Consider the following 12,713-nt stretch of genomic DNA (forward strand, 5'->3'; position numbering starts at 1 on the left):
GACCGTCCCTCCCTGCCCCTCCCGCGGCCGGACCCGCCGGGGACGTGCCGCGCGGCCGGGCCCCGATGAGGGACCCGGCAGGACGTCGGGCGGGTCAGGCGTCGGCGTGCGGGAGGTTGATGGTGGCCACCAGCGTGCGGATCGCGCGCAGCGCCACCGACAGCGTCGCGAGGTCGAAGTTGTCGCTCTCCCAGATCTCCGACAGGGTCTGCCGCGCCCGCGAGACCGCCGCCGAGTTGGCCTCGGTCCAGCGCGCCAGGCGCTCCTCGGGCGACAGCCCGGGCGTGCTGTGCGTCAGGACGTTGTGGGTGAGCGCGGCGTGCGCGGCGTAGAGGTCGTCGCGGAGCGCGGCCCGCGCCATGGAGTTCCAGCGGCTGTCCCTGGGCAGCGCGACGACGCGCTCGCGCAGCCTGGAGAGCTGGAGCCGGTCGGCGAGGTCGAAGTAGACCTCGGCGACGTCGTGCACGGGACGGCCGGTGCGCCAGGCAACCTCGACCAGGTCGAACGTGGAGTAGGCGGGCACCATGGCGGCGACGCGCTCGGCCAGCTCGGACGGGACGCCCCGGGAGACGAAGGCGTCGCGCCGTTCCTCGAACGCCGACAGGTCGGACCCGGTCAGCAGCTTGGGCAGGTGCGGCAGCAGGCCGTTCATGCCCTTGGCGAAGAAGCCGACGGTGGAGGCCAGGTCGAGCGGCGGGCGCCGGTTGCCCAGCAGCCAGCGGGTGCCCCGCTCGACGAGCTTGCGGGCCTCCAGCTCCATCGCGATCTGGGTGGAGGTGTCGACCTTGTTGTCCAGTTCCTCGATCTGGCGCCAGAGGCTGGGCATGTCGAAGACCTCCCGCGTGACCAGGTAGGCGCGGGCGATGTCCGGGGTGGACGCGCCGCTCTCCTCGCCGAGGCGGAACATGAAGGTGGTCCCGCTGGAGTTGACCAGGTCGTTCACCACGCCGGTGGTGATGATCTCCTTGCGGAGCGGGTGGGTGCCCATGTAGGCGCGGAGCCCGGGGTCGCGCAGCGCCGACGGGAAGTAGGACACCAGCCAGGACTCCAGGTAGGGGTCGTCGGGCAGGTCGGAGGCGAGGATCTCGGCGTCGGCCACCAGCTTGGTGTAGGCGAGCAGCACCGAGAACTCCGGTGCGGTCAGCCCGAGCCGTGCCTGGCGCCGCTCCGCGAGCATCTTGTCCGACGGCAGGAACTCCAGCTGCCGGTTGAGCAGCCCTGCCCGCTCCAGCCTGCGCAGCTGGCGCGAGTGGATGTGCAGCATCTCGGGAGCCTGCTCGCGGGCGGCGGCCAGCACCACGTTCTGGTCGTAGTTGTCGCGCAGGACCAGCCCGGCCACCTCGTCGGTCATGTCGAGGAAGAGCTGGTTGCGCTGCTTGTCGGTGAGCTCCCCGTCGCGGACGGCCCGGTCCAGCAGGATCTTGATGTTGACCTCGTGGTCGGAGGTGTCCACCCCGGCGGAGTTGTCGATGAAGTCGGTGTTGACCAGGCCGCCGTTGAGCGCGAACTCTATCCGGGCGAGCTGGGTGAAGCCCAGGTTGCCGCCCTCGCCGATCACCTTGCAGCGCAGCTCGGCGGCGGTGACCCTCAGGGCGTCGTTGGCCTTGTCGCCGACGTCGGCGTTGGACTCGCTCGACGCCCTGACGTAGGTGCCGATGCCGCCGTTCCACAGCAGGTCGACCGGGGCCCGCAGGATGGCGCTGATCAGGTCGTTGGGAGCCAGCGACGTCACGTCGCCGTCGATGCCGAGCGCGGCGCGCGTCTGCGCGGAGACGGGGACCGACTTGGCCGTACGGGGCCAGACGCCGCCTCCCTTCGAGATGAGCGAGGCGTCGTAGTCCTCCCAGGAGCTGCGGGGCAGCGCGAACAGCCTGGCGCGCTCGGCGTAGCTCCTGGCGACGTCCGGCTGGGGGTCGACGAAGATGTGCCGGTGGTCGAACGCCGCGACCAGCCGGATGTGCTGGGAGAGCAGCATGCCGTTGCCGAAGACGTCACCGGACATGTCGCCGACTCCGACCACGGTGAAGTCGGTGCTCTGGATGTCGACGCCGGTCGTGCGGAAGTGGTACTTGACCGACTCCCAGGCGCCCCTGGCGGTGATGCCCATGGCCTTGTGGTCGTAGCCGATCGAGCCGCCGGAGGCGAAGGCGTCGCCCAGCCAGAAGCCGTACTCCTTGGCCACCGCGTTGGCGATGTCGGAGAACGTCGCGGTGCCCTTGTCGGCGGCGACCACCAGGTAGGTGTCGTCACCGTCGTTCCTGACGACGTCGGCGGGCGGGACCACCTCGCCGTCGACGAGGTTGTCGGTGAGGTCGAGCAGGCCGGAGATGAACATCCGGTAGCAGGCGATGCCCTCGACCAGGGTGTCCTCCCGCGACCCCGACTTTGGCGGATTTTTTACGACAAAGCCGCCCTTGGAGCCAGTGGGAACAATGACGGTATTTTTCACCATCTGCGCCTTCACCAGGCCGAGCACCTCCGTACGGAAGTCCTCCATCCGGTCCGACCAGCGCAGCCCGCCCCGCGCGACCTTGCCGAAGCGCAGGTGCACGCCCTCGACCCGGGGCGAGTAGACGAACACCTCGAACCTGGGCCGGGGCAGCGGCAGCACGCTGATCGACGGCGAGTCGAGCTTCAGGCTGACGTACGGCTTGCGCTCGCCGTCGACCCGCTGGAAGTAGTTGGTCCGCAGGGTGGCGCGGATCATCTCCAGGTAGGCCCGCAGGATCCGGTCCTCGTCCAGCGAGGCCACGTCGTCCAGGGCGGCGAGGATCTCCTCGTGCAGCGCGTCGGACAGGTCGGAGCGGACCTCGGCCGAACGCCGGGGGTTGAGCCTGGCCTCGAACAGGCGCACCAGCAGCCGGGCGAGCCGCACGTTGCCCATCAGCACCCGCTCGATGTACTCCTGGCTGAACGTGGTGCCCGCCTGGCGCAGATACCTGGCGTAGACGCGCAGGATCTCGGCCTGCTCCCAGGTCAGCCCGGCGGCCAGGACGAGCCCGTTGAACCCGTCGCTCTCCACCCGCCCGGCCCACAGGGCGCCGAACGCGTCCTGGAAGAGCCGCTTGAACTCGTCCCTGTCGACCTCGGGCGAGGGCGTGTAGCGCAGGCCGAAGTCGTAGATCCAGGCGTCCTTGGTCGCCGGGTCGTTGTCGCGGTCGATCTCGTACGGCCGCTCGTCGACCACCTCCACGCCCATCCGCTGGAGCAGCGGAAGCACGCGCGACAGGGAGACGGGCGCGCCGAGGCGGTAGAGCTTGAAGCGGCGCTCGCCCTCCGAGGCGTCGTACGGCTCGTAGAGGTTCATCCCGATCTCGTCGGTGGAGGAGGCCAGCACCTCCAGGCGGCGCAGGTCGGCGACCGCCATCCGGGCGGGGAAGTCGGCCTTGTAGCCCTCGGGGAACGCCGTGGCGTAGCGGCGGATGAGCTTGGGCGCCTCGTCCTCGGGGCTCAGCTCGGTGATCGCGGAGGCCAGGTCGTCCTCCCAGGACCTGGTGGCGGCGGCCAGCCTCGCCTCCAGCTCCTCGACGTTCACCGTGTCGGCGCGCAGCGGCCTGCCGCGCTCGCCGCGCACCACCACGTGCAGCCTGGCGAGGGCCGACTCGCCGATCATCGCGCTGTAGTCGAAGGAGGTGCCGCCGAGCGCCTTGAGCAGGATCTCCTGCATCTTGATGCGGATCTTGGTGGTGTAGCGGTCGCGCGGGAGGTAGATCAGGCACGAGACGTAGCGGCCGTAGTCGTCCGGGCGCAGGAAGAGCTTCACCTGCTTGCGCTCGCGGAGCCTGAGCACGCCGAGGGCGATCGGCAGCAGCTGGTCCACGGAGGTCTGGAAGAGCTCGTCGCGGGGGAAGGTCTCCAGGATCTCGATGAGGTCCCCGCCGTCGTGGCTGTCGGCGGTCAGCCCGGCGAGCGCCATCACCTCGGCCAGCTTCCGCCTGAGCACCGGGACGCGAGAGATCGACTCGCTGTAGGCGACGTGGGTGAAGAGGCCGAGGAAACGCCGCTCGCCCACGACCTCGCCCGAGGCGTCGAAGAGCTTGACGCCCACGTAGTCGAGGTAGGCGGGGCGGTGGACGGTGGCCCGGGTGTTGGCCTTGGTGATGATCAGCATCTGCTGCTTCTCACGGGCCTTGGCGCGCAGTTCCGGGGGGAGCGCGGCGAAGCTGCCGGAGTCGGCGCTGTCGTTGCGGAGGATGCCCAGCCCGGTCCCGGGCATCGGGTGCAGCCTGTCGCCCTGCTCGCCCTCCTCCAGGCGGTACTCGCGGTAGCCGAGGAAGGTGAAGTGCCCGTCGGCCAGCCAGCGCAGCAGCTCCAGGCTGTCCTCCACCCCGGCGGGATCGAGGGGCGGCGGGTTGGCCGAGACGTCCTCGGCGGTCCGCAGGGCGAGGGCCCGCATCTTGACGAAGTCCTCGACGGCGCCGCGCACGTCCTCCAGGACGCGCTGCAGGTCGGTCTCGATCGCCTTGAGCACGGCCTCGCCGGCCTGCCTGTCGATCTCGAAGTGCATCCAGGACTCGGCCAGCACCTGCCCGGTGACGTCCTCCTCGCCGGCCCCGAGCAGCTTGCCCGTCATGTCCCTGCGCACCCGCATCTGCGGGTGGACGACCAGGTGGGTGCCGATGTCGTGCCGGTCGAGCTCCATCGTCACCGAGTCGACGAGGAAGGGCATGTCGTCGGTGACGATCTCCACGACGGAGAACCCGGGATCCCAGCCGTGCTCCTCCGTGGTGGGGGTGTAGGCCCGCACCAGGGCGCGGCCCTGGGGACGCCTCTCGGCGAGCCGCCGCTGGGCCATCGCCGGGCCGTACACGTCCGTCAGGTCCCGGCCGAGCAGGTCCTCCGGGGCGACATGCCGGTAGTAGAGCCGCAGGAAGGCGAGCGCCTCCTCCACGCTCACGTGATCGCCGCCCGGTGTGCGCGCGTACGTCTCCGCGGCGCTCCTCAGCAGCTCGTCCTTGGCCTCGTCGAGCGGCATGTCGCTCTCACTCCTTTGTGAGGGGTTGTGCATGGTTGGACGGGAATCCATGGCGAAAGTCATGATTCCCGGAGAAATGTTGCCCAGCGGAGCGGAAGTGATGTCGCGCGCGCCCGCCGGGATGCGGTGCCCCCGCCCGGCCACCGGCTCCGCTCCTGGAAGATCCGGGCCCGGGACGCCCGCCGCGGGGCGGACGTCTCGTCACGGATGATCGGGATCTCGGCCAGGCGCCACGGCTCGTCATGGGAGCCACGGTCTCTCGCCGCTGTCGGCGGGGAACGGAAGGGCTCCTGGTCGGAGACGGCGGGTTCTCCCTGCGAGGTGGCGGTAGGGCAATCATCCCACAGGGTCGCCTCGGAACGGCTACGGCGCCGCCGGGCGAGTCCGACCTCGCTCCGGGCGCCTCGCCCGGCGGGCGGGGCCGGTCGGCCCGCACTCCGCCCATCGGGCATGGCCCGTGGCACGACACCTCCAGTGGCCGCCTGTCCCGATCCTCGTTGACCGGGACACACCACCGCTTCTGATATCACCCCAAAACCGGCCAAACGTCAATGTGGCATCCGGTCGTCGTCCAAAGCATTGGAGCGGTCCCGTTTGACCCCATCGAGGAGTCCGGGAACCTCACTGAGTTCCCGGAGCTCGACCTGGCACTCCTCGCACGTCATGAGGTGACGTTGGAACACCTCGTGGTCCTCTTCGTCGAGAACCCCGAGCGCGTACGCCGCCACGTCATGATGCGGGGAGGAGACCATCAGCTCGCGACACCTCTCTCCTTCAGGACCTTTCGGAGAGCCCGGATCCCGTAGTAGAGCCGGGACTTGACCGTACCCGGCGGTATCCCGAGGATTTCCGCCGCTTCGTTAATCGTACGGTCCCGTAGGTAAGTCTGCTCGATGACTTCGCGGTGTTCTGGGGACAGTTCTCGCAACGCCTCGGCGACGATCATCGCCTCCAGCGCGCGATCGGCCCCGTCGGGAACGGGCACGGCGTTCGCGTCGGCGGGCTCGACCTCCTGTGGTCTAGTCCCTCGCCTGCGACGACCGTCGATGACGATACGCCGGGCGACGGTCAGGAGCCAGGCCCACAGAAGGCCGGGCTCTCGTTGCAACCTTCCTGCATTGCGCCAGGCTCGGACGAGCGTCTCCTGGACGACGTCCTCCGCCCATTGCAGATCGTTACCGGTGGCCTTACGCACATGGCGGAGCAGGGGTACACCGAACTCCCGATACAGATCTTCTACCAAGAGGACATCGGTGTCCGCGCTCTCGAACCGACTGTCGAGTTGACGCACGGGCACATCTTTACACCTTCGTTATGAGTCCCGTCTGCAACTCTGGCAACTCCAGTCATTTCTAACTATCTCATCACTTCTTCTGAACCACCCCGGGCGGCACCGCGTACCTCCCACCAAGTGCGCCCGCACCGGCGGGCCTCGGGGAAAGGAAACGACATGGCAGTGCGGCACATTCCGTGGCCGGTCGGAGCTGTCCTCCTCCTCACGCACCCGGCCCCCCACGGGCCGGGCGGCACGTTCGACACCACGCCGGGCGCCGAGAAGGCCCTGGTAGCGGCCAGTCTCTGAGAGCGGAACCGGGCCATGTTCAGATCACTGTTCCGCCGCTTCAAGAACGGCGAACCCCTGCTGTTCGGAGCCTTCATCGCGATCGCCGCCGTGGCGGTCGTCCTGATCACCCCACCCGGCGGCGGGGCGGCCGCGCAGGGCTGGGTCCAGACCCCGCAGGGGCCGCTGGGCGCGGCCGACCGCGACCTGCTGGTCAAGGTCCGGCTGGCCGGTCTCTGGGAGATTCCCAGCGGTCAGCAGGCCCAGCAGAAGGCCGCGAGCAAGCGGGTGAAGGAGGTCGGCATGCACCTGATGACCGACCACCTCAAGCTCGACGAGGAGGTTCGCGCCCTCGCGGCGAAGCTGAACGTGCCGCTGCCCGACCAGCCCAACGCCGACCAGCAGGGCTGGATGGCGCAGCTGGCGGCGGTGAAACCGGGCGCCGAGTACGACCTCCTGTTCGCCCAGCTGCTGCGGGCGGCCCACGGAAAGGTCTTCGGGGTGGTCGCCGGCGTACGATCCGGCACCCGAAACGACCTGGTCAGGACATTCGCCCAGCGGGCGGTCGAGGTGGTCATGAAGCACATGACCCTGCTGGAGAGCACGGGGCTGGTCGACTACTCGGACCTGCCCGAGCCTCCGATGCCCTCCCCGGCGCCGCCCGTCTCCGCTCTCGACACACCTGTGAGGAGAGAAAACGCTTGAAAATCATGAAACGCTCGCTCGTCTCCCTGTCGGCGCTGGCGCTGGCCGCCAGCACGCTCACCACCGTCACGTTCACCGTGGCGGTCACGGCCCCCGCCTACGGTGACCACTGCGACCCCGCCGAGCAGGGCCAGAACCAGCAGAACCAGCGCAGCCAGCAGGACCAGCCCGCACAGGACCAGAACAACCAGCAGGACCAGAACCAGGACCAGCAGAACCAGGACCAGGCGCCCCCCGCGCAGGACGCTCCCGCGCAGGACCAGACCCCTCAGGACCAGCCGGCCCAGGACCAGCCCGCGCAGGACCAGCCCGCCGACGCGCCCCTCGCGGGCGGAAGCCTCATCCAGACGTCTCCCACGGAGCCGCCCGCCCCCGAGGAGTCGGCCGACCAGCAGCAGGCCCCGGAGCAGGAGAACGCCGACGACGGCAACGCCCGTCGCAGGCCCACCCAGGCGCCCTCGCAGAGCCCCACCCAGGCACCGCCGACCGACGCCCCGCCGAACGACCCGCCCGCGGAGACGCCGGCTCCCAGTGAGACCCCCGCTCCCCCGCAGGACGACGAGGAGGCCGAGTGCGCCGACCTCGGGCCGTTCCCCGAGGACTTCATCGACATCCGGCAGGTCCCGCGGAACGTCCAGGAGATCCGGCCGCGGCGCAGCGGCTCCGCCGGCCTCTTCACCTCACGGTGCGGCACGAACAGGAACGGCCACCGCAACTCCGACAACTTCATCGTGGCCCCCGGCGTGACCAACGGCGCCCACCACGTCCACGACTACGTCGGCAACCTGTCGACCGACGGGTTCTCCACGGACCAGTCCCTGGCCGCCGCGGGCACCACGTGCGCGCTCAACGACCGCTCGACCTACTTCTGGCCGGTCCTTCGCGACCGTACGAGCGACGCCAACGCCGACGACCCGGACGGCAACGTCGGCACCATCATGCAGGCGCGCCAGGTGAGCCTGCAGTTCCGCGGGAACCCGGTCTCCAGGGTGAGCCCGATGCCGCGCTTCATCAGGATGATCACCGGTGACGCCAAGGCCGCCACCAACGGCGGCGCGAACGCCCTCGCCAAGTGGAGCTGCACCGGCTTCACCAACCGGATCACCACCAAGTACCCGCTCTGCCCGCGCGGCAGCCAGCTCGTCCGGATCCTGGACTTCCCCAGCTGCTGGGACGGCCAGAACACCGACAGCGCCAACCACCGCACGCACGTGCTGTTCCCCGACGCGAACGGCGCCTGCCCGTCCGGCACCAGGGCCGTCCCGCAGCTGCGGATGACCTTGGTCTACGCCACGCCGCGTACGCCGTCCTTCGCGCTGGACGCCTTCCCCGAGCAACGGCACAACCCCGTCACCGACCACGCCGACTTCGCCAACCTGATGCCCGACCGGCTCATGAGGTTCGCGGTCGACTGCATCAACAGGAACCGTCGCTGCTGACGGCTTCCCTTCGGGACCGCCGCCCCCCGTCTCCGCGCCTCTTCCACACCCCGCGGAGACGGGGGGCGGCATCTCGCGATATCAGAGTCCATCACCCTCGGACGCGGACGTCCGAGCCGCTTCGCAGACAGGAGCCATAGGTGGGTAACAGACGGACTCCGAGACACACCCGGTCGGAGGCCGGGATAAGTCTCGACCAGAGGCCCGCCAGGATCGGCCTCGGTGTCACGATCACGATCTCCGTGGTCGGCCTCCTCATGCTCGGGCGGACAGCGCCCGGCATGGAGGTGGCAGCCGCCGTCCGTGGCGTCTTCTCGTTCTTCTCGGGCGTGATCGCCCTCGTTTCGCTCACCGCGACCGTGGCACTCGGCCTGCTCTCCGCCGACCGGATCGTGCTGCCGGTCCTGGGCAGGATCCGGTCGCAGCTCGCCCACCGGGCCGCCGCCATGCTCGGCATGGGCTTCCTCTCCATCCACGTCATCATGAAGATCGTCGAAAGCAGGACCTCTCTCGCGTCCGTCGTGGTCCCGCTGGGCGCGAGCGGCCAGAGCCTGTACGTCGGCTTCGGCGCCATCGCCTCCGACCTGATGATCCTTGTCTTCCTCACCGGGGTCGCCCGGGCCAGGTTCGCGGAGAACCGCAGGCCGTGGCTCTGGCGCATGCTGCACGGCTCCGCCTACCTGGCGTGGCCGATGGCGGTCCTGCACGGGCTGACCGCGGGCCGCGCACCCGCGGAGTGGGTGACCTGGAGTTACGTGGTCTGCCTGGTCGCGGTGGGAGCCGCCCTGCTGATCAGGGTGATCTCCGAGCTGCAGCCCCAGCCGATCGTCGTGCGCGAGGAGGTGCCCGTGGAGGTGCCCGTCGCCGTGGAGCTGACCCCGCCCACGAGCATCGTCGGCCGCATCCCGCGCATCGTCCGTGAGGACCCGCCGGAGCTTCGTCGTATCGGAGATGTCGGATGATTCCCTACCGCGTTCCCCCCGTCCGCCAGTTAGGACCCGCCCGGCTGACCGCCGGGCTCGAGGACTGCCGCAGGATGGACCTCGCGGAACACCGCGACATGCACGGCACGGCGCCGGGCATGTCCGGCGAGGAGCTGGCCGCGCTCGCCGACGAGGTGGACATGCGCGGGCGGGGCGGGGCCGCGTTCCCCTTCGCCCGCAAGGTCCGCGCGGTGATGGACAAGAAGGCGGACAAGATCGTTCTGGTCAACGCGGCCGAGGGCGAGCCCGCGAGCAGCAAGGACACGATGCTGCTCACCAGGACCCCCCACCTCGTCATCGAGGGCGCGCTGCTCGCGGCGGGCGCGATCGGCGCCAAGCAGGTCGTGATCGCGACCGTCGAGGGCGGCATGGGCCAGGCGTCCGTGGCCGCCGCGGTGGAGGAGCGGGGCATCAGCGGCCAGGTCCGGGTGGTCGGCATCGTCGAGAGGTTCATCTCCGGTGAGGGCGGCGCGCTGGTCCGTTCGGTGAACGGCCAGGTCGGGGAGCCGCCGGGCCGCAAGGTCAGGGCCGTGGAGAGCGGCGTGAACGGGCTGCCCACCCTGCTGTCCAACGCCGAGACGTACGCCCAGCTCGCGGTCCTCGCGACCCTGGGCGCGGAGCGGTACGCCGACGTCGGCACGGCGCGCGAGCCGGGGACGGTCCTGCTCACGGTGGGAGGCTCCGCCAAGGCCCCGGCCGTGGTCGAGGTCGCGACCGGCACCCCGCTGTACGCCGTCCTGGACGCCTGCCAGGCCTCCACCGGCGACGGGGTGCTGGTCGGTGGCTACCACGGCGCGTGGCTGCACGCGGACGCGGCGGCCGTGGCGACCGTCTCCCGCCAGGGCATCGCGGAGGCGGGCGGCCAGCTCGGCGCCGGGATCATCGTGCCTCTCGGCGGGGAGACCTGCCCGCTGGGCGAGACGGTCAGGGTCGCGAAGTACCTGGCCGCCCAGTCGTCGGGGCAGTGCGGTCCCTGCCGTCTCGGACTCCCGGACGTCGCGCAGTCGATGGCCGAGCTCGTGAACGGGTCGGCCTCCGCCCTGGACGAGCTGCGGAGCAGGGCGGCGAGCGTCAAGGGCAGGGGCGCGTGCTTCCACCCCGACGGAACGTCCAGGTTCGTGCTGTCGGCGCTGGACGCCTTCCCCGAGGACATCGAGGAACACCTGCTGCGCGGCAGCTGCGGGCGCCCGGTGCTCGGCGTGCTCCCCCTGCCCCCGCAGGAGAACGAGCCCGAGGTGAAGCTCACCGTGGACTGGACCCGCTGCCAGGGCCACGGCCTGTGCGCCCAGCTCGCCCCCGACCTCGTCCACCTCGACGAGCACGGCTACCCGGTGTTCGGCCGCGACACCGTACCCGCCCAGTTCCGGCGGATGGCCCGCAGGGCCGTCGAGATGTGCCCGGCCCTCGCGCTGCGCGTGGCGCAGGGGGCATGAGCCGCTTCCATCACCTCAGGAGTGACGCGAATGTGACCAACCGGAAGGGCGGTGCGGTCGTCCTATCGGGAAGGGTGACACCGAACCTCGGGGAGTAACGACATGCGGACCCCTCCGGACAGGCGGGCATTCCTTCGGACCGGCGGCCTGGCCGCCCTCGCACTGGGCGCTCAGGGCATACCCGCCCTGGGCGCCGCCGGCACGACCGGCCGGGGCGCCGCGAGCGCGCCACGGCCCGCCGACTGGCGGGCCCTGGCCGGCGGGCTGGAGGGCAGGCTCGTCCGGCCGGGCGACGCCGCGTACGACGGCGCCAGGAAGCTGTTCAACCCCGCCTTCGACGCGGTCCGGCCCTCGGGGGTGGCCTACTGCGCCAACCCCTCCGACGTCGCCGAGTGCGTCGCCTTCGCGCGCCGGCTGAAGCTGCCGCTGGCCGTACGGTCCGGCGGCCACTCCTACGCGGGCTGGTCCACCGGGACCGGCCTGGTCCTGGACGTCTCCCGGATGAGCAAGGTGAGCCACGCCTCGGGGCGGGCGACCGTCGGGGCGGGCGCCAAGCTGATCGACGTCTACGACAGGCTGGCCACGAGCGGGGTCAGCATCCCCGCCGGGACCTGCGCCACGGTCGGGGTGAGCGGGCTGGCGCTGGGCGGCGGGATCGGCGTGGTCTCCAGGAAGTACGGCCTGACCTGCGACGTGATGGAGTCGGTCCAGATCGTCACGGCCGACGGGCGGCTGCTGACCTGCGACGCGAACCACAACGCCGACCTGTACTGGGCCTCGCGGGGCGGCGGCGGGGGCAACCTCGGCGTCGCGGTCTCCTTCGGGTTCCGCACCCACCCCACCCGCGAGGTCACGGTGTTCTTCCTGCACTGGCCGTGGTCGAGGGCGGTCAGGGCGCTGCGCGCCTGGCAGGCGTGGGGGCCCTCGGCTCCCGACGCCATGTGGTCGGGCATGCACCTGAGCCGCGACGGCGGGACGGACGTGGAGGTCGTCGGGCTCTACCTCGGCGGCAGGGCCGGTTGCGAGCGGCTGCTCGACCGGCTGGCCGACGCGGCCGGGTCGCCGTCGTCGAGCTCCGTCCGGCAGACCTCCTACCGCCAGGCCATGCTGACCATGGCGGGCTGCGGCTCGCTCTCGGTCACCCAGTGCCACCTGGGCGGCTCCCCGCCGGGGCAGACCCGGGGCGGGCGGTTGTCCAGGGACACCTTCAAGGCCAAGTCGCACATGGCCTACCGCCCGCTCTCCGAGGCCGGGGCCAGGGCCCTGGTCGCCCAGGTCGCCCGGCCCGGCGAGCACACCGTGCTGCTGGACGCCCTCGGCGGCGCCGTCGCCAGGGTCCGCCCCGACGCCACGGCCTTCCCGCACCGGGCCGCCCTCTACAGCGTGCAGTACTACGCCCACCGCTCCGGAGCGGCCGGCTGGGCCAGGACCGCGCACGCGGCGATGCGGCCCCACTTCGGCGACCACGCGTACGTCAACTACGTCGACCCGGAGCTCGGCGGCTGGCGCGCGGCCTACTACGGGGGCAACGCCACCAGGCTCGCCCAGATCAAGGCCGCCCGCGACCCCGGCCGCCTGTTCCGCCTCCCCCAGGGGATCTGACCCCGGCGGCCACGG

The 12,713-nt window shown here is 70.9% G+C and carries 8 protein-coding genes; 5 read left to right on the forward strand and 3 right to left on the reverse strand.

The window, feature by feature from the left end:
- Window positions 1–94 precede the first annotated feature (94 nt).
- The 3 genes from ACVCAG_RS15730 to ACVCAG_RS15740 all read right to left on the reverse strand — a co-directional run bounded on the left by ACVCAG_RS15730 (window position 95) and on the right by ACVCAG_RS15740 (window position 6,266).
- Window positions 95–4,975, reverse strand: coding sequence for an NAD-glutamate dehydrogenase domain-containing protein (locus ACVCAG_RS15730; RefSeq protein WP_440084085.1), 4,881 nt, complete (start codon window positions 4,973–4,975; stop codon window positions 95–97).
- Between the two features lie 548 nt (window positions 4,976–5,523).
- Window positions 5,524–5,727 (reverse strand): zf-HC2 domain-containing protein, encoded by a 204-nt coding sequence (locus ACVCAG_RS15735; RefSeq protein WP_440084086.1) that lies wholly within the window; start codon window positions 5,725–5,727, stop codon window positions 5,524–5,526.
- Complete coding sequence (locus ACVCAG_RS15740; protein WP_329090583.1) at window positions 5,727–6,266, reverse strand: sigma-70 family RNA polymerase sigma factor; 540 nt, start codon at window positions 6,264–6,266, stop codon at window positions 5,727–5,729. Before ACVCAG_RS15740 ends, ACVCAG_RS15735 begins: the two co-directional genes overlap by 1 nt.
- A gap of 306 nt (window positions 6,267–6,572) precedes the next feature.
- Between ACVCAG_RS15740 and ACVCAG_RS15745 the strand changes: the two genes are divergently transcribed.
- From ACVCAG_RS15745 to ACVCAG_RS15765, 5 genes are all read left to right on the forward strand, one after another.
- On the forward strand, window positions 6,573–7,241 hold the full coding sequence (locus ACVCAG_RS15745; protein ID WP_440084087.1) for a DUF4142 domain-containing protein: 669 nt from the start codon (window positions 6,573–6,575) through the stop codon (window positions 7,239–7,241).
- 5 nt (window positions 7,242–7,246) lie between these two features.
- Window positions 7,247–8,680, forward strand: a complete 1,434-nt coding sequence (locus ACVCAG_RS15750; RefSeq protein WP_440084208.1) for a DUF1996 domain-containing protein — start codon at window positions 7,247–7,249, stop codon at window positions 8,678–8,680.
- A gap of 140 nt (window positions 8,681–8,820) precedes the next feature.
- Window positions 8,821–9,642, forward strand: coding sequence for a hypothetical protein (locus ACVCAG_RS15755; protein WP_440084088.1), 822 nt, complete (start codon window positions 8,821–8,823; stop codon window positions 9,640–9,642).
- Window positions 9,639–11,096 carry an NADH-ubiquinone oxidoreductase-F iron-sulfur binding region domain-containing protein gene (locus tag ACVCAG_RS15760; protein ID WP_440084089.1) on the forward strand — a complete coding sequence of 486 codons (1,458 nt, stop codon included), beginning with the start codon at window positions 9,639–9,641 and terminating at the stop codon, window positions 11,094–11,096. The genes ACVCAG_RS15755 and ACVCAG_RS15760 overlap by 4 nt, the downstream gene beginning before the upstream one ends.
- Window positions 11,097–11,198: 102 nt before the next feature.
- The gene (locus tag ACVCAG_RS15765; protein WP_440084090.1) at window positions 11,199–12,698 is read left to right on the forward strand and encodes an FAD-binding protein; all 1,500 of its coding nucleotides are present in this window, start codon (window positions 11,199–11,201) and stop codon (window positions 12,696–12,698) included.
- Window positions 12,699–12,713: the final 15 nt, after the last annotated feature.

It is taken from the genome of Streptosporangium sp. G12, assembly GCF_052983175.1.

Coding starts and splice junctions, on each gene's coding strand:
- ACVCAG_RS15730 (WP_440084085.1), bottom strand. CDS start 4,975: ATGCCGCTCGACGAGGCCAAGGACGAGCTGCTGAGGAGCGCCGCGGAG.
- ACVCAG_RS15735 (WP_440084086.1), bottom strand. CDS start 5,727: ATGGTCTCCTCCCCGCATCATGACGTGGCGGCGTACGCGCTCGGGGTT.
- ACVCAG_RS15745 (WP_440084087.1), top strand. CDS start 6,573: ATGTTCAGATCACTGTTCCGCCGCTTCAAGAACGGCGAACCCCTGCTG.
- ACVCAG_RS15750 (WP_440084208.1), top strand. CDS start 7,247: ATGAAACGCTCGCTCGTCTCCCTGTCGGCGCTGGCGCTGGCCGCCAGC.
- ACVCAG_RS15760 (WP_440084089.1), top strand. CDS start 9,639: ATGATTCCCTACCGCGTTCCCCCCGTCCGCCAGTTAGGACCCGCCCGG.
- ACVCAG_RS15765 (WP_440084090.1), top strand. CDS start 11,199: ATGCGGACCCCTCCGGACAGGCGGGCATTCCTTCGGACCGGCGGCCTG.